Below are 16,111 nucleotides of genomic sequence, written 5' to 3' on the forward strand. Positions count from 1 at the left end.
GCATGCATGCGATCACGATCCCCGAGCCCGGCGGTCCCGAGGCGCTTGTCTGGGCCGAAGTCCCCGATGCCGTACCCGGCGAGGGCGAAGTCCTCGTCGAGGTGGTGGCCGCCGCCGTCAACCGCGCCGACGTACTGCAGCGGCAGGGCTTCTACGAGCCGCCGCCCGGCGCCTCCCCCTACCCCGGCCTGGAATGCTCCGGGCGCATCACGGCGCTCGGTGCGGGCGTCTCGGGATGGGCGGTCGGCGACGAGGTGTGCGCGCTGCTGAGCGGCGGCGGGTACGCCCAGCAGGTGGCCGTCCCCGTGGGGCAGCTGCTGCCCGTACCGGACGGCATCGACCTGGCGACGGCGGCGGCGCTGCCGGAGGTCGTCTGCACGGTGTGGTCGAACGTCTTCATGGTGGCCCATCTGCGGCCCGGCGAGACCCTGTTGGTGCACGGCGGCGCGAGCGGCATCGGCACCATGGCGATCCAGCTGGCGAAGGCGGTGGGGGCGCGGGTCGCCGTCACCGCGGGCGGTCCCGACAAGCTCGCCCGGTGCGCGGAGCTCGGGGCGGACATCCTGATCGACTACCGCGAACAGGATTTCGTCGAGGAGATCCGCAAGGCGACCGACGGGGCCGGTGCGGACGTCATCCTCGACATCGTCGGGGCGAAGTACCTGGACCGGAACGTGCAGGCCCTCGCGCTGAGCGGGCGCCTCGCGGTGATCGGGATGCAGGGCGGTGTGAAGGGCGAGTTGAACCTCGCCGCGCTGATGGCGAAGCGCGCGGCCGTGACGGCCACCTCGCTGCGGGCGCGGCCGCTGGGGGAGAAGGCGGCCATCGTCGCCGCCGTACGGGAACACGTCTGGCCCCTGATCTCGGCGGGCCGCATCCGGCCGGTCGTCGACCAGGAACTCCCGCTGTCGGAGGCGGCCGAGGCGCACCGGGCGCTGGACGCGGGCACGCACGTGGGCAAGATCCTGCTCCAGGCCTAGGAGCCCGGTTCTGTGGTTGCGGGTCCCGCTGCGTGCAGCGGGACCCGGTCCCTACAGCCCCCTCAGCAACACCGCCGGCTGCTCGACGCAGTCGGCCACGTGGCGCAGGAAGCCGCCGGCCGTTCCTCCGTCGCAGACCCGGTGGTCGAAGGTCAGCGAGAGCTGGACGACCTGCCGGACGGCGAGTTCACCGCCGTGCACCCATGGCTTGGGCACGATGCGGCCGACTCCGAGCATCGCGGCCTCGGGGTGGTTGATGATCGGCGTGGAGCCGTCCACACCGAACACCCCGTAGTTGTTCAGGGTGAAGGTGCCGCCGGTGAGATCGGCGGGGGTGAGCGATCCGTCCCTGGCCGCCGACGTCAGCCGTCCGAACTCCTCGTTCAGCGACTCCGTCGTACGGCTCCCCGCGTCCCTGACCACCGGCACGACCAGCCCGCGCTCGGTCTGGGCCGCGAAGCCCAGATGGACGGCGGGCAGCCTGACGATCTCTCTGGCTGCCGTGTCCACCGTGGAGTTGAGCTCCGGGTAGCGGGCGAGCGCGGCCGTGCAGATACGGGCGAGCAGGGCCAGGACCGAGATCTTGGGGGAGCCGGCCGCGTTCATCGCCGCCCGCACCGCCATCAGCTCGGTCGCGTCCGCGTCCACCCAGCAGGTCGCGTCCGGTATCTCGCGACGGCTGCGGGAGAGCTTGTCGGCGACGGCACCGCGCACGCCCTTCAGGGGGACACGGGACGGGTCGGGGCGCCGTATCGCCTGCTCGACGTCGGAGCGCAGGATCAGCCCGTCGGGGCCGGAGCCCGTCAACTCCCGCAGATCGAGGGCGTTCTCGCGGGCCAGACGGCGTACGAGCGGCGAGATGACCGGCACCGGGCCCGCAGCGGGGACGGGCTCCACCGGAGCCGTCGGCACCACTGGAGCTGTCGCCACCACCGCGGCGGCCGGCCTGATGCGGCGCCGGCGCGATGCGGGAGCCCCCGTGCCGTACCCCACCAGGACGTTCCCCGACGAGTCCTCGCCGGAGAGCACCTCGGCCGCGGTCTCCTCCTGCGGTCCGACAGCAACCGTCAACAGGGGGGATCCGACCGGCAGTTCCGCCCCCTCCTCGCCGAAGCGGGCCGTCACCACACCCCCGTAGGGGCACGGCACCTCGACCATCGCCTTCGCCGTCTCGACCTCGACCACCGGCTGGTCGACGGCGACGACATCGCCCACCGCCACGAGCCAGCGCACGATCTCCGCCTCGGTCAGCCCCTCACCGAGGTCCGGCAGCCTGAACTCCAGTACCTGTGGCATCACACCTCCCACTGCAGCCGCGCCACCGCGTCGAGAACCCGGTCCACACCCGGCAGATGGTGCCGCTCCAGCATCGGCGGCGGATAGGGGATGTCGAATCCGGCGACCCGGAGCACCGGCGCCTCCAGATGGTGGAAGCACCGCTCGGTCACCCGGGCGGCGATCTCCCCTCCGGGACCGCCGAAGCCGGCCGACTCGTGCACGACGACCGCGCGGCCCGTGCGCCGTACCGAGGCGCAGACCGTCTCGTCGTCGAAGGGCACCAGGGACCGCAGGTCGACGACCTCCAGGTCCCAGCCCTCCTCCTTGGCGGCCTCGGCCGCCTCCAGGCAGACCGGCACGGAGGGCCCGTACGTGATGAGCGTGGCGCTGCGCCCGGTGCGCCGTACGACCGCCCGGCCGATGGGCTCGACGGGGTGCGGCGACCAGTCGGCCTTCGACCAGTAGAGCCGCTTGGGCTCCAGGAAGACCACCGGGTCGTCGGAGGCGATGGCCTCCCGCAGCAGCCCGTACGCATCGGCGACCGTGGCCGGTGCGACGACCTGGAGTCCCGGGGTCGCCATGTAGTACGCCTCGGAGGAGTCGCTGTGGTGCTCGACCCCGCCGATCCCGCCGCCGTACGGCACCCGCACCACGATCGGCAGCGGCATGGCGCCGCGCGTGCGGTTGCGCGTCTTCGCCACATGGCTGATGAGCTGCTCGAAGGCGGGGTACGCGAAGGCGTCGAACTGCATCTCGACGACCGGCCGCAGCCCGTACATCGCCATGCCCACGGCCGTCCCCAGGATCCCCGCCTCGGCGAGCGGGGTGTCCGTGCACCGGTCCTCGCCGAACTCCTTGGCGAGCCCGTCGGTGACCCGGAAGACACCGCCGAGCGTGCCGACGTCCTCCCCGAGGACATGCACCCGCGGGTCCTCGGCCATCGCGTCGCGCATCGCGCGCTGCAGCGCCTGCGCCATGGTGGCGGGCTTCGCGGCCACTGTCGTCATCGTTCGTCCTCGGCATCGAGTTCGGTACGGAGCATCGCGGCCTGCTCCCGCAGCTGCGAGGTCTGCTCGGCGTAGACCTGCGCGAAGAGGTCCATGGGGTCGAGCACCGGGTCGGCGTTCATCCGCGTCCGCAGGTCGGCCGCCATGGTCTCGGCGCCCTCGCGCACGGCCCGTATCGCCGTCTCGTCGAGCATCCCGCGCCCCGTCAGCTCCCGCTCGAGGAGGTCGACGGGGTCGTGTGCACGCCAGGCCTCGACCTCGGCGTCGCCGCGGTAGCGGGTCGCGTCGTCGGCGTTCGTATGGGCTTCCATGCGGTACGTCACCGCCTCGACCAGCGTCGGACCGCCGCCGGACCGTGCCCGGAGCATGGCCTCGCTCAGCACCTCGTGGACCGCCGCCGCGTCGTTCCCGTCGACCAGCCGGCCCGGCATCCCGTACCCGACGGCCTTGTGGGCCAGGGACGGGGCCGCGGTCTGCTTGGCCAGCGGTACGGAGATCGCGAAGCCGTTGTTCTGGACGAGGAAGACGACCGGGGCCTGCCAGACGGCGGCGAAGTTCATCGCCTCGTGGAAGTCGCCCTCGCTCGTCCCGCCGTCGCCGACCATCGCGAGCGCCACCACGTCGTCCCCGGCCAGCCGGGCGGCGTGCGCCAGGCCCACGGCGTGGGGGAGCTGGGTGGCGAGCGGGGTGCAGAGGGGGGCTATCCGGTGGACCCGCGGGTCGTACCCGGTGTGCCAGTCGCCCCGCAGCAGCGTCAGGGCCTCCACGGGGTCCAGGCCGCGCGCCACGGCCGCCAGGGTGTCGCGGTAGCTCGGGAAGAGCCAGTCCTGCTTCTCGAGGACCAGCGCGGCCGCGACCTCGCAGGCCTCCTGGCCGGTCGAGGAGGGGTAGACGGCGAGCCTGCCCTGCTTGGTGAGGGCCGTGGCCTGCGCGTTGTACCGGCGGCCTCGCACCAGGCCCTCGTACAGCCGGCGCATCAGTTCGGGGTCGAGCGGGGAATCAGTACCGAGACCGAGGACCCGGTACGGCTCGGGGTCCGGGAGCAGCGGCGCGGGATCGGTGCGCAGTGTGAATGCCGGGTAGGCAGCGGCTGCACCGGGCAGCTCTTGGACCGTCATGTCGGACACCTCCTCGTGGGAGCGGGAAGGCGCAGCGAAATGTGATGCGCCTCACCTACCGATTGTTCGGTCGTGAGCGCATTTTGGCTACAGGCACCTCCAGCCTGTGGACAAACGGTTCTCCACAGCCTGGGATAGAGGCAGGTCGTCCATGGTAGGGAGGCGGGAAGACATGGCAGATGAACAAATGGCCGATGCGGCGGAGGTCCCTCCGGCGCGCCCGCTCGACGCCATCGACCGTTCCATCCTGCGGATGCTCCAGATCGACGGCCGCGCCTCGATACGCTCCGTGGCCGAGGCCGTCCATGTCTCGCGCGCCAACGCCTACGCCCGGATCAACCGGCTCATCGACGACGGAGTGATCCGGGGCTTCAGCGCCCGGGTCAACCATGAACGGGCAGGCCAGGGCGCCTCCGCGTACATCACGCTGAAAATCGTGCAGAACTCCTGGCGCACGGTCCGCCGGCAGCTCCAGGAGCTGCCGGGCGCCGCTCATATCGCCCTGGTCAGCGGCGACTTCGACGTACTCCTGCTGGTGCACAGCCAGGACAACAGGGCGCTGCGCGAGCTCGTACTGACCAAGCTGCAGTCGATTCCGGAGGTGCTGTCGACGCGCACCCTGCTGGTCTTCGAGGAGACGGACCTGGACCCGACGGGGCCTGCGGACCCTACGAGCCGTACTTCTTGAGGAAGGCCTGCACGGTCGCCCAGTTCTTCGGGTCGTCGAGCAGCGAAACCCCGTGCTGCGACACGCCCTTGAGGTAATAGAGCTTGCTCTCTGGGGCCTTCTTGCTGGCCTTGTGCAGGTCCTGTGCCGCCTGCGCGAACTCGGTGTCGTTCTCCCCCGCCATGTAGAGCACCGGCGAGGTCAGCTTGGGTGCGGCCGCCGCTGCGTCCATGGAGCCGTAGGTGGAAGGCCCGGAGAGCGAGACGACCGCGTCCGGCTTCGGGTTGAGCACGGAGGCCGTCTGGATGACGGCCGTGCCGCCCTTGGAGGCGCCCATCAGGAGCAGCTTGGTGACGCCCTTCTTCCGCAAATAGGCCGCCGCGCCGACCAGTTCGGGCACTTCGTTGCCGGTTGAGTTCACGGCGAGAACGCGGTAGCCGCTCTTGCCCAGCTCCCTGGCCTTGGCCACCCACTGGCAGACGTCGCCGTCGGCCTGATGGGCGAGGAGGATCCCGGTGGTGCCGCTGCCGGTCAGGAAGCCGGCCGTGTCCGTGGACTCGGCGCTCTTGAACGTGACCGAACCCGTCTTCGCCTCGGCGGTGTCGAGACAGCCGAAGTCGTCCGCCTCGGAGGCGGAGGCACTCGGTTTCGAGGAAGCCTCGTCATCGCCTCCGCAGGCGGTCAGCGAGGCGCCCGCGAGCAGCACTCCGGCACAGATCAGGGCGTGAAGACGTACGAAAGCGACCATGACGCGAGATGGTGGTCTGGACCAGTGCGAGCGGTCAACGGTTCGGCGCGGTGCGCAGCCCCTCAAAAGCCAAACGCACGACGGTGTCGGCGAGTTCCTCCGCCTCCACACCGCCGTCCGGCTGCGGCCGGTACCACTCCACCAGCGAGTTCACCATCCCGAACAGCAGCCGCGTCGCGAGACGAATGTCCACGTCAGCGCGGAGATCACCGTCCGCGGCCGCCGCCTTCAGCAGATCCGAGACGCGCTGGTCGAACTCCCGGCGGCGCTCCATCGCCCAGCGCTCGGTCCTCGTATTGCCGCGTACGCGCAGCAGCAGCGTGACGTACGGCAGTTCCGCCATCAGTACCTCGACCGTACGGCGCGTGACGTACTCCATGCGCTCGATCGCGCGCCCCTGGGCCGCCCCCTCCTCGTCCAGCACCCCGAAGAGCCCGTCGATGGCACGGCTCACCGCGCGCCGCAGCAGCTCCTCCTTGCCCGCGACATGGTGGTAGATCGAGGACTTGGAGATACCGGCGGCCTTGGAGAGGTGCTCCATCGACGTGCCGTCGTAGCCGCGCTCGTTGAAGACGCCGACCGCGACGGTGAGGAGGGTCTCGGGGGTGTACGTGTCGCGCTTGGGGGCGGTGGTCATGAGGCGGCCTCTTCGTCGGCTCCGTAGCCCTGCCGGAAGAGGGCGAGGGAGGGGGCGTAGCGCCCGGTCGGGCAGCGCTCGTCCATCAGGTGCAGCAGGTCGTACGCCCAGTCCTTGCCGAGCCTGCGGTTCCATTCGACCGGTCCGAGCGGGTAGTTGACGCCCAGGCGCATCGCGGTGTCGATGTCCTCGGGTGTCGCGACGCCCTTGGCTACGGCGTCGGCGGTGAGGTCGATCAGCATGGCGACGGTGCGGGCGACGATCATGCCGGGCACGTCACCGATGACGCTGACGTCCTTGCCGAGCTTCTGGAAGAGGCCGACGGCTTCGAAGAGTGCCTCTTCGGAGGTGTCCTCGGAAGCGGAGAGGGCGATGCGGGTCGCGCCCCTGTAGTCGAGCGCGAGGTCGAAGTAGACGACGTCGGTGTACTCGACGGAGGTGCGGCCGTCGACGGGCACGAGCTGTCCGTCGGAGGGGAGTTCGATGTACGGGCCGCCGGTCTCGACGGTCTTCACCTCGATGCCGGCCTCCTCCATCAGCGCGGTGAGTTCGGCTGCGGGTCCGAGGTCGCCGACGACGGTGACGGCCGCGGGGGCCGGGGCGGGCGGGGCGGTGTGGGGCGCGGGCTTTACGGCGTCGTCCTCGTACGAGAACCAGCCGTGCCCGGACTTCCGGCCGAGCCTGCCCGACTCGACGAGGCGACGCTGGGCGAGCGAGGGGCGGAACGTGGGGTCCTGGAAGAAGGCGTCCCAGACGGAGCGGGTGACGGCCTCGTTGACGTCCTGGCCGATCAGGTCCGTGAGCTCGAAGGGGCCCATTTTGAAGCCGCCGCTCTCGCGCAGGACGGCGTCGATCGTGGCGGGGTCGGCGGCCCGCTCCTCGTAGACGGCGAAGGCCTCGGCGTAGAAGGGGCGCGCGATGCGGTTGACGATGAAACCGGGGGTGTCGCTGCAGCGCACGGGGGTCTTGCCCCAGGCCTTCGCGGTCTCGTACGCGGCCGACGCGGCCTCTTCGGAGGTCGCGAAGCCGGAGACGACCTCGACGAGGGGGAGGAGCGGGGCCGGGTTGAAGAAGTGCAGGCCGACGAAGCGGGCGGGGGTGCGGAGGGCGCCCGCGACGGCGGTGACGGAGAGGGAGGAGGTGTTGGTGGCCAGCAGACAGCTCTCGTCGACGATCTCTTCGAGTGCGGTGAACAGCTCCTGCTTGACGGGGAGTTGTTCGAGGACCGCTTCGACGACGAGCGCGGCGTCGGCGAGCTCCGCGAGCTCGGCCGCGGGCAGCAGGCGGGCGCGGGCTGCGTCCCGGCCTGCCGCGTCCAGGCGCCCCTTCTCGACCAGCCGGTCGAGCCGCGCCACGATGGCGGCCGCGGCCTCTTCGGCGCGGCCGGGCAGGGCGTCGTAGAGGCGCACGGGGTGCCCGGCGACGAGGGCGACCTGGGCGATGCCCTGGCCCATGGTGCCGGTGCCGACTACGGCGACGGTGCGGCTCTGATCGATGGCGATGGTCATACGGAGATCCTCCCCTACCGAGTTGTCCACAGGTTTGGCGGACCCTCTTGTCCCGACCGATCGTTCGGTTACTCTAACTCTGTCCGCGACTTTCCACCCAGCTCGACGAGGAGTTGGTCCGCAATGCAGCTGACCGAGCTGACCGCCACCCACCGGCCCACGCTCGACCAGGCCCTCGACGCGATCCGTCACCGTGCGTACTGGTCGCCGCACCCCGAGCACCCCAAGGCGTACGAGGGCGACGGCAAGGCGGCCTTCGACGCCCTGCTCGGCGGCCGGATCGACCTGGGACAGCCGGGGACGGACGACTGGGTGGGCGGTGAAGTCTCGCCGTACGGGCCCGAGTTGGGGGTCACGTATCCGCACCCCGACCTGGACGTCCTGCTCCCGGCGATGCGGGCGGGCATGGGCGCGTGGCGGGATGCCGGGCCCGAGGCCAGGGCCGTGGTCTGTCTGGAGATCCTGGCCCGGATCAGTGCCCGTACGCCGGAGATCGCGCACGCGGTCATGCACACCAGCGGCCAGGCCTTCATGATGGCGTTCCAGGCGGGCGGGCCCCATGCGCAGGACCGCGGTCTGGAGGCGGTGGCGTACGCCTATGCCGAGCAGACCAGGACCCCGCTGACGGCCGACTGGTCGAAGCCGCAGGGCAAACGGGACCCTCTCGAACTCAGCAAGTCCTTCACCGCGGCCGGACGCGGCATCTCCCTGATGATCGGCTGCAACACCTTCCCCACCTGGAACGGCTACCCGGGACTCTTCGCCTCCCTCGCCACCGGCAACCCGGTCCTGGTCAAGCCCCACCCGCGCGCGGTACTGCCGCTGGCGCTCACCGTTCAGGTGGCCAGGGACGTCCTCGCGGAGGCGGGCTTCGACCCGAACCTGGTCGCGCTCGCCGCCGAACGGCCGGGCGAGGGCATCGCCAAGACGCTCGCCCTGCGCCCCGAGATCCGGATCATCGACTACACGGGCTCGACTGGCTTCGGCAACTGGCTGGAGGCCAACGCCCGCCAGGCGCAGGTCTATACGGAGAAGGCCGGCGTCAACACCGTCGTCATCGACTCCACCGACAACTACAAGGGGATGCTCTCCAACCTCTCCTTCTCGCTGTCGCTCTACAGCGGCCAGATGTGCACCACCCCGCAGAACTTCCTGATCCCCCGGGACGGCATCACGACGGACGCGGGACCCAAGTCGTACGACGAGGTCGTCGCCGACCTCGCGGGCGCGGTGGGCGGGCTGCTCGGGGACGACGCCCGGGCGAACGCGCTGCTGGGCGCGCTGGTCAACCCGGATGTGAAGGCCCGCCTGGAGGCGGCATCCGGACTGGGTGAAGTGGCCCTTCCTTCACGGGAGATCACCAACCCGGAGTTCCCGGACGCGGTCGTGCGTACGCCGGTCGTCGTCAAATTGGACGGGGCCAAGCCCGATGCCGAGGCGGTCTACTTCTCCGAGTGCTTCGGCCCGGTCTCCTTCGCGGTGGCGGTCGACTCCACGGAGAGCGCCCTTGAGCTGCTGCGTCGTACGGTGCGCGAGAAGGGCGCGATGACGGTCGGCGCGTACACGACCTCGGCGGAGGTGGAGCGCGCGGTCGAGGAGGTCTGCCTCGACGAGTCGGCCCAGCTCTCCCTGAATCTGACGGGCGGGGTGTACGTGAACCAGACCGCGGCCTTCTCCGACTTCCACGGATCGGGCGGCAACCCGGCGGCGAACGCGGCGCTGTGCGACGGAGCGTTCGTGGCCAACCGGTTCCGGGTGGTCGAGGTGCGCAGGCAGGCGTGACGGAGGCGGTGCCGTGGCCTCAGACCCGCCCGGGGCCACGGCGCCCACCGGTCGACGACCAGTGGAAGAGCGTCATGCCCACGCTCGTCGCCAGGTTGTAGCTGGAGACCTGCGCGCGCATCGGCAGGGACACCAACCGGTCGGTGCGCGCCCGCAGTTCGGCCGAGAGGCCCGAGCGCTCCGATCCGAAGGCGAGCACCGCGTCGTCGGGCAGCACGATGTCCCGGATGTCGTCCCCCTCCGCATCCAGCGCGTAGAGGGGACCGGGCGGCAGCTCCGCGACCTCCATCCGTTCCACGGCCGTGGCGAAGTGCAGACCGGCGCCGCCGCGCACCACGGTCGGATGCCAGGGGTCGAGATCACCCGTGGTCACCACCCCGGTCGCACCGAACCCGGCCGCGAGCCGGATCACCGCGCCCGCGTTGCCCAGGTTCCGCGGCTGGTCCAGTACGACGACGGGCGCACTCCGCGCCGGCCGGGCGAGCTCCGTCAGCTGGGCCGCACGGTCGGGACGTACTGCAAGCGCCGCCACCCCCGTCGGGTGCAGCCGGGGCACAAGACCGCGCAGCGCCGCCTCGTCGGTCTCGATCACCAGCGTGTCGAGCGTGCCCCACACATCGGGCGCGAGCTGATCGGCGAGCTCCAGTACGGCCTTCTTGTCGGCGGCCAGCGCCAGGGGCAGCTCCGCCCCGAACCGCACCGCGTGCTTGACGGCGTGGAAGCCGTCGAGCAGGACAGCCCCCTGCCCGGCCCGCGCCCGCCACTCCCGTACCGCTGCTGCCGCCGCCGCTTCATCCGCACTCACGGACTCAGCCTACGTGCGTGATCTCGGCCGATTCCTCGGCGTCGACGGGCTCCCGGGGACCCGGTACCACCGCCTCCGGACGGGAGACCGCCTGCCGCGCCCGGTCCCCCAGCCAGACCAGGAACACCGTCGGCAGGAAGACCGCGTCCGCCGCGATCATCGCCATCGAGAAGAACGGCAGCCCCAGCAGCAGCGCGATACCCGCGTGCTCCATGATCATCACGACCAGCAGGACGTTCTTGACGCGCCGGTTGAAGAGCGTGAAGGGGAAGGCGACCTGCACGATCACGGTGCCGTACGTCAGCAGCATCACGATCACGCCACTGGTCGCGAGCAGCGAGGACAGCCCCGGCCAGGGCGAGAAGTAGTCGAGATGCAGCGGGTAGTAGAGCGCTGTGCCGTCCTGCCAGCGCGAGCCCTGGATCTTGTACCAGCCGGCCGAGGAGTAGATGAGACAGACCTCGGCCATGATCACGACCATCGTGGCGTTGTGCACCAGATTGGCGATGACGTCCGCGAGGGTGCGCGGCTCACCCGGCTCGTACCGGCAGAGCGCCCACCACACGCCCTGCACGATCCACAGCCCCCAGAACAGCACCCAGAGCCACCACTGCGAGCCCAGCTCGCCGACCACGCTCGCCGAGATCAGGACCACTCCGAAGACAGCCCACAGCACGGGTCCCACCCGGTCGGGAGCGCCGGGGGCCCGCCGGGCCGCCCTTCGCGCGTCCAGCGACCACACCTGGGCGCAGCGGGTGAGGACCAGGTAGATCGCCATCAGATGGATGACGTTGTCCCCGCCGTCCCCCATGAAGACGGACCGATTCTGCAGGGACAGCACGCCGACCATGAAGAGCACCGACATGGCACGGGTCCGCCAGCCGAGCAGCAGCAGAAGGCTGGAGACCACGGCGACGGCGTACACGACCTCGAACCACGCCGTGGAGTCCGACCACATCAGCACGGTGAAGGCGTGATTTCCGGTGAGGAGCTCCTGGGCCATGCCCCAGTCCCAGGGGCCGTCGGGGCCGTACATCTCCCGGCGGTGGGGGAATTCACGCAGCAGGAAGAACAGCCAGGTCGCGGAGAAACCGATCCGGATGACGGCGCTCTGGTACGGCCCGAGGGCGGCCGCGGTGATCTTCTGGAGGACGCGCGCGGCACGGGTGTCTGGGGCGCTCATCAGCTGGTCTCCGTACGGTCCGCGGGAACGACAGTCCACCAGGGCAGGACCCGGTAGTAGGTCTTGGTGTCGACCTTCTCCGCACTCCACGGCGGGGCGGCGATCGTGGTCGTCGCCGACCGTACCTGGATGCGTTCTATGGTTCCGCCGGACTTGGTCTCGCCCAGGTGCAGCAGCACGATGCGGCGGATGTAGCGCTCGGAGAGCCGGCCGCGATCGCCGATGGCCTGGTTGTTCGCGTCATGGGAGTTGACGAAGAAGTCCCATCCGCGGCGCAGCTCGTTCTGGTCGACGTGGCTGGGGAAGGCGTTGCCGCGGATCGCGGCGCCGTCCTTGGCGGAGAGGTCGACCCATCCGCTGGTGGTCCGGCTGCTGCCGTCCTTTGCCTGGATCTCCGCGCGCGCCTGGACCGCCACGTTCTGCTGGAGCGGATTGGGGGCGAAGAGCTTCCAGTTGCGCTCGAACTCGGGCAGAACGTAGTCGTCGATCTGTGTGCCGTACTCCTTGGAGACGGTGTTGGAGGGCGCGACGGCCAGGAAGACCATCGCCAGATGGACCGCGGTGAGGACACCGATGCAGGCGAGCACGAGGGCCGCGACCACCTGATACGGCCGTGAGAGCCCGGCTATCCCGTGCCTCTCAACGCCTTCCGGGCCCACCGGGCCGTCCTCGACGGGGCCCCCGGCCCCCTCGATCCTGTCGTCCTGCGCTTCCATCCCTGCCCCGCCCCGATCCGGTCCGCCACTCGGTCAGTCATCCACAGGGTTGACACCTTATGGGCCGCCGCCCCACCATTGAAGTCAATGAACCGAACGATCGGTCGGTAGGGGGCCGCAATGGCAACAGTGGCATACGGGACTGACAGGACGGACGAGGCGGACCGGCAGGCGGCCTTCGACACCGCGGTGGCCGCCGAGACACGCATCGAGCCGCGCGACTGGATGCCCGACGCCTACCGCGCCACCCTGGTCCGGCAGATGGCGCAGCACGCCCACTCCGAGATCATCGGCATGCAGCCCGAGGCGAACTGGATCACCCGCGCCCCCTCGCTCCGCCGCAAGGCGATCCTGATGGCCAAGGTCCAGGACGAGGCGGGGCACGGCCTTTACCTCTACAGCGCCGCAGAGACGCTGGGCACCAGCCGCGAGGAGCTCCTCGACAAGCTCCACGCCGGCCGCCAGCGGTACTCGTCGATCTTCAACTACCCCACCCTGACCTGGGCGGACGTCGGCGCGATCGGCTGGCTGGTCGACGGCGCCGCGATCACCAACCAGGTCCCCCTGTGCCGCTGCTCGTACGGCCCCTACGCCCGCGCCATGGTCCGTATCTGCAAGGAGGAGTCCTTCCACCAGCGCCAGGGGTACGAACTGCTGCTGGCCCTCAGCCGGGGAACAGCCGCCCAGCACGCCATGGCGCAGGACGCGGTCGACCGCTGGTGGTGGCCCTCGCTCATGATGTTCGGCCCGCCCGACGAGGAATCGGGGCACTCCGAGCAGTCCATGGCCTGGAAGATCAAGCGCCACTCCAACGACGAGCTGCGCCGCCGCTTCGTCGAGATCTGCGGCCCCCAGGCCGAGGCCCTGGGGCTGACGCTGCCCACGGGCGAGATCGACTGGAACGAGTTCAAGGAAGTCCTCAAGGGCAACGGGCCCTGCAACGAACAGCGCATCACCCAGCGGCGCCGCGCTCACGAAGAAGGCGCCTGGGTGCGCGACGCAGCAGCCGCGTACGCCGCCAAGCACGCAGAGCACGCAGAGCACGCAGAGACGGAGCCGTCATGACCGCGACCGACTGGCCGCTGTGGGAAGTGTTCGTACGGTCCCGGCGCGGCCTCTCCCACACCCACGCCGGATCCCTGCACGCCCCGGACGCGGAGATGGCCCTGCGCAACGCACGGGACCTCTACACGCGCCGCAGCGAAGGCGTCTCGATCTGGGTGGTGCCGTCCACCGCCGTCACCGCCTCCTCGCCCGACGAGAAGGACTCCTTCTTCGAGCCCGCGGGCGACAAGCCGTACCGCCACCCCACCTTCTACGAGATCCCGGAAGGGGTGCAGCACCTGTGAGCGCAGCTCTGGCACTCGGCGACGACGCCCTGGTGCTCTCGCACCGGCTGGGGGAGTGGGCGGGTCACGCTCCCGTACTGGAAGAGGAAGTCGCCCTCGCCAACATCGCCCTGGACCTTCTCGGCCAGGCGCGCATCCTGCTCTCGCTCGTCGGCGACGAGGACGAGCTGGCCTATCTGCGCGAGGAGCGCGCCTTCCGCAACCTCCAGCTGGTCGAGCAGGAGAACGGCGACTTCGCGCACACCATCGCCCGCCAGCTCTACTTCTCCACCTACCAGCACCTGCTCTACGGACAACTGGCAGCGGGGGACGGGGAGTTCGCCCCACTGGCGGCAAAAGCCGTGAAGGAGGTCGCCTACCACCGCGACCACGCCGAACAGTGGACGCTGCGGCTGGGCGACGGCACGGCGGAGAGCCACGAGCGGATGCAGCGGGGACTGGACGCGCTGTGGCGGTTCACCGGCGAGATGTTCGAGCCGGTCGAGGGCCTCGACGCAGTGGACACGCACGCCCTGCAGTCCGGTTGGCACGCCTCCGTCTCCTCCGTACTGCGGCGGGCGACGCTCACCCTCCCCGAAGGACCGCAGTCCGGGGCCTGGACGGCAGGGGCGGGCCGCCAGGGCCTGCACACGGAGTCGTTCGGGCGGATGCTCGCCGAGATGCAGCATCTGCACCGCAGCCACCCGGGGGCGACATGGTGACGACGACCCCGCTCGAACAGGAACTGCTCCAACTGGCCGGCTCCGTACCGGACCCGGAGCTTCCCGTGCTGACGCTGCAGGAGCTGGGCGTACTGCGCTCCGTCGAAGTCCTGGGCCCCGGCAGGGTCCAGGTCGAACTGACCCCGACGTACACCGGCTGCCCGGCCGTCGAGACGATGACCGCCGACATCGAGCGCGTCCTGAACGACCACGGCATACCGGACGTCTCGGTGCGCACGGTCCTCGCCCCCGCCTGGTCGACGGACGACATCAGCGCGGAGGGCCGCCGCAAACTCGAGGAGTTCGGCATCGCTCCCCCGCGCCCGTCCGGGCCCTCGGGCGGTCCGGTCGCCCTCTCGCTCGCCATCCGGTGCCCGCACTGCGGATCGACCGACACCGAGCTGCTGAGCCGCTTCTCCTCCACGGCCTGCAAGGCGCTGCGCCGCTGCGCCTCCTGCCGTGAACCCTTCGACCACTTCAAGGAGTTGTAGATGTTCCATCCGCTCCGGGTCAGCGCGGTAGAGCGGCTGACGGACGACGCGGTGGCCGTCACCTTCGCCGTGGAGCCCGAACTGCGCGAGACCTTCCGCCACATGCCGGGCCAGCACATCGCGCTGCGCCGCATCGTGAACGGCGAGGAGATCCGTCGTACGTACTCGATCTGCGCCCCCGCCACCGACGACCCCGAACTGCGCGTGGGCATCCGGCTGGTGGAGGGCGGCGAGTTCTCGACGTACGCGCTCAAGGAACTGGCCGTGGGCGACACCGTCGACGTCATGGAGCCCACGGGACGCTTCGTCCTCGCCCCGCGCGCCGGACACTTCGCGGCGATCGTCGGCGGCAGCGGCATCACCCCGGTCCTGTCGATCGCGGCCACCCTGCTCGCCCGCGAACCGCGGTCGGGTTTCACCCTGATCCGGAGCGACCGGACCGCCGCGTCGACGATGTTCCTGGACGAGGTCGCCGACCTGAAGGACCGCTGGCCCGACCGCTTCCAGCTCATCACCGCGCTCTCCCGCGAGGAGCAGCAGTCGGGGCTGCCGTCCGGCCGGCTCGACCAGGACCGCCTGACCGGACTGCTGCCCGCGCTGCTCCCGGTGGCGGACATCGACGGCTGGTTCCTGTGCGGCCCCTTCGGGCTGGTCCAGGGTGCCGAGCGCGCCCTGCGCGAGCTGGGAGTCGCCCGGGCCCGTATCCACCAGGAGATCTTCCATGTGGACGACGGCACCGCCCCCGCCACGACAACACAGACATCGGCCCCGGCGCACTCCACACTGACCGCGACGCTCGACGGCCGTTCCGGCAACTGGCCGGTCAGGGAAGGCGATTCACTCCTGGAGACGGTGCTGCGCGCCCGCGCGGACGCCCCGTACGCCTGCAAGGGCGGAGTCTGCGGCACCTGCCGCGCCTTCCTGGTCTCGGGCGAGGTCCGGATGGACCGCAACTACGCGCTGGAACCGGAGGAGACCGAGGAGGGGTACGTCCTGGCCTGCCAGTCGCATCCCCTCACTCCAGAGGTGGAGCTGGACTTCGACCGCTGACCCTGTTCCACACGCCGTACCTGTTCCACATCCCGGCCGCTTCCCCTAATCTGACGCCTCATCAGATATTGACCGTCGCGGGAGGACTGGG

The 16,111-nt window shown here is 70.5% G+C and carries 17 protein-coding genes; 8 read left to right on the forward strand and 9 right to left on the reverse strand.

Features of this window, described 5'->3' with window-relative positions:
* Positions 1-2 precede the first annotated feature (2 nt).
* On the forward strand, positions 3-980 hold the full coding sequence (locus tag OG707_RS19275; RefSeq protein WP_329119932.1) for an NAD(P)H-quinone oxidoreductase: 978 nt from the start codon (positions 3-5) through the stop codon (positions 978-980).
* A gap of 51 nt (positions 981-1,031) precedes the next feature.
* On the opposite strand, the gene OG707_RS19280 is transcribed toward OG707_RS19275, so the two are convergent.
* The 3 genes from OG707_RS19280 to pdhA are packed head-to-tail and all read right to left on the reverse strand — an operon-like array spanning position 1,032 to position 4,383.
* Complete coding sequence (locus tag OG707_RS19280; RefSeq protein WP_329119934.1) at positions 1,032-2,276, reverse strand: dihydrolipoamide acetyltransferase family protein; 1,245 nt, start codon at positions 2,274-2,276, stop codon at positions 1,032-1,034.
* Entirely contained in the window at positions 2,276-3,265 is a 990-nt protein-coding gene (locus OG707_RS19285; protein ID WP_329119936.1) for an alpha-ketoacid dehydrogenase subunit beta, read from the reverse strand. Before OG707_RS19285 ends, OG707_RS19280 begins: the two co-directional genes overlap by 1 nt.
* The gene (gene pdhA, locus OG707_RS19290; protein WP_329119938.1) at positions 3,262-4,383 is read right to left on the reverse strand and encodes a pyruvate dehydrogenase (acetyl-transferring) E1 component subunit alpha; all 1,122 of its coding nucleotides are present in this window, start codon (positions 4,381-4,383) and stop codon (positions 3,262-3,264) included. Before pdhA ends, OG707_RS19285 begins: the two co-directional genes overlap by 4 nt.
* 187 nt (positions 4,384-4,570) lie before the next feature.
* On the opposite strand from pdhA, the gene OG707_RS19295 reads away from it, so the two are divergent.
* Positions 4,571-5,071 carry an Lrp/AsnC family transcriptional regulator gene (locus OG707_RS19295; protein ID WP_329127871.1) on the forward strand — a complete coding sequence of 167 codons (501 nt, stop codon included), beginning with the start codon at positions 4,571-4,573 and terminating at the stop codon, positions 5,069-5,071.
* Here OG707_RS19295 and OG707_RS19300 read toward each other — a convergent pair.
* Genes OG707_RS19300 through OG707_RS19310 form a run of 3 tightly spaced genes read right to left on the reverse strand, consistent with a single transcriptional unit; the run spans position 5,052 to position 7,943 of the window.
* Complete coding sequence (locus tag OG707_RS19300) at positions 5,052-5,798, reverse strand: alpha/beta hydrolase family protein (RefSeq protein ID WP_329119940.1); 747 nt, start codon at positions 5,796-5,798, stop codon at positions 5,052-5,054. The two genes, OG707_RS19295 and OG707_RS19300, sit on opposite strands and share 20 nt — an antisense overlap.
* A 34-nt stretch (positions 5,799-5,832) precedes the next feature.
* Positions 5,833-6,435: a TetR/AcrR family transcriptional regulator gene (locus tag OG707_RS19305; RefSeq protein ID WP_329119942.1), complete on the reverse strand. Its 603-nt coding sequence runs from the start codon at positions 6,433-6,435 to the stop codon at positions 5,833-5,835.
* A complete protein-coding gene (locus OG707_RS19310) occupies positions 6,432-7,943 on the reverse strand; it encodes a 3-hydroxyacyl-CoA dehydrogenase (RefSeq protein ID WP_329119944.1) in 1,512 nt (503 codons plus the stop codon). Before OG707_RS19310 ends, OG707_RS19305 begins: the two co-directional genes overlap by 4 nt.
* A gap of 123 nt (positions 7,944-8,066) precedes the next feature.
* Between OG707_RS19310 and paaN the strand changes: the two genes are divergently transcribed.
* Positions 8,067-9,725: a phenylacetic acid degradation protein PaaN gene (paaN, locus tag OG707_RS19315; protein ID WP_329119946.1), complete on the forward strand. Its 1,659-nt coding sequence runs from the start codon at positions 8,067-8,069 to the stop codon at positions 9,723-9,725.
* Between the two features lie 19 nt (positions 9,726-9,744).
* Here the strand turns inward: paaN and OG707_RS19320 are convergent, their stop codons facing one another.
* Genes OG707_RS19320 through OG707_RS19330 form a run of 3 tightly spaced genes read right to left on the reverse strand, consistent with a single transcriptional unit; the run spans position 9,745 to position 12,429 of the window.
* Positions 9,745-10,530 carry a TrmH family RNA methyltransferase gene (locus OG707_RS19320; protein WP_443071350.1) on the reverse strand — a complete coding sequence of 262 codons (786 nt, stop codon included), beginning with the start codon at positions 10,528-10,530 and terminating at the stop codon, positions 9,745-9,747.
* A 4-nt stretch (positions 10,531-10,534) separates the two neighbouring features.
* Entirely contained in the window at positions 10,535-11,713 is a 1,179-nt protein-coding gene (locus OG707_RS19325) for an HTTM domain-containing protein (RefSeq protein WP_329119949.1), read from the reverse strand.
* On the reverse strand, positions 11,713-12,429 hold the full coding sequence (locus OG707_RS19330) for a DUF5819 family protein (protein ID WP_329119950.1): 717 nt from the start codon (positions 12,427-12,429) through the stop codon (positions 11,713-11,715). The genes OG707_RS19325 and OG707_RS19330 overlap by 1 nt, the downstream gene beginning before the upstream one ends.
* A gap of 120 nt (positions 12,430-12,549) precedes the next feature.
* On the opposite strand from OG707_RS19330, the gene paaA reads away from it, so the two are divergent.
* From paaA to OG707_RS19355, 5 genes are read left to right on the forward strand one after another with little or no spacing between them, the layout of a single operon-like run.
* A complete protein-coding gene (gene paaA, locus OG707_RS19335; protein WP_329119952.1) occupies positions 12,550-13,494 on the forward strand; it encodes a 1,2-phenylacetyl-CoA epoxidase subunit PaaA in 945 nt (314 codons plus the stop codon).
* On the forward strand, positions 13,491-13,778 hold the full coding sequence (gene paaB / locus OG707_RS19340; RefSeq protein ID WP_206962829.1) for a 1,2-phenylacetyl-CoA epoxidase subunit PaaB: 288 nt from the start codon (positions 13,491-13,493) through the stop codon (positions 13,776-13,778). The genes paaA and paaB overlap by 4 nt, the downstream gene beginning before the upstream one ends.
* Positions 13,775-14,479 (forward strand): 1,2-phenylacetyl-CoA epoxidase subunit PaaC, encoded by a 705-nt coding sequence (gene paaC / locus OG707_RS19345; protein ID WP_329119956.1) that lies wholly within the window; start codon positions 13,775-13,777, stop codon positions 14,477-14,479. The genes paaB and paaC overlap by 4 nt, the downstream gene beginning before the upstream one ends.
* Positions 14,473-14,970, forward strand: a complete 498-nt coding sequence (paaD, locus tag OG707_RS19350; RefSeq protein ID WP_329119958.1) for a 1,2-phenylacetyl-CoA epoxidase subunit PaaD — start codon at positions 14,473-14,475, stop codon at positions 14,968-14,970. The genes paaC and paaD overlap by 7 nt, the downstream gene beginning before the upstream one ends.
* A complete protein-coding gene (locus OG707_RS19355; RefSeq protein WP_329119959.1) occupies positions 14,971-16,020 on the forward strand; it encodes a 2Fe-2S iron-sulfur cluster-binding protein in 1,050 nt (349 codons plus the stop codon). It begins immediately after the preceding gene.
* Positions 16,021-16,111: the final 91 nt, after the last annotated feature.

This window comes from Streptomyces sp. NBC_01465, assembly GCF_036227325.1.
Taxonomy (GTDB): Bacteria; Actinomycetota; Actinomycetes; order Streptomycetales; family Streptomycetaceae; genus Streptomyces.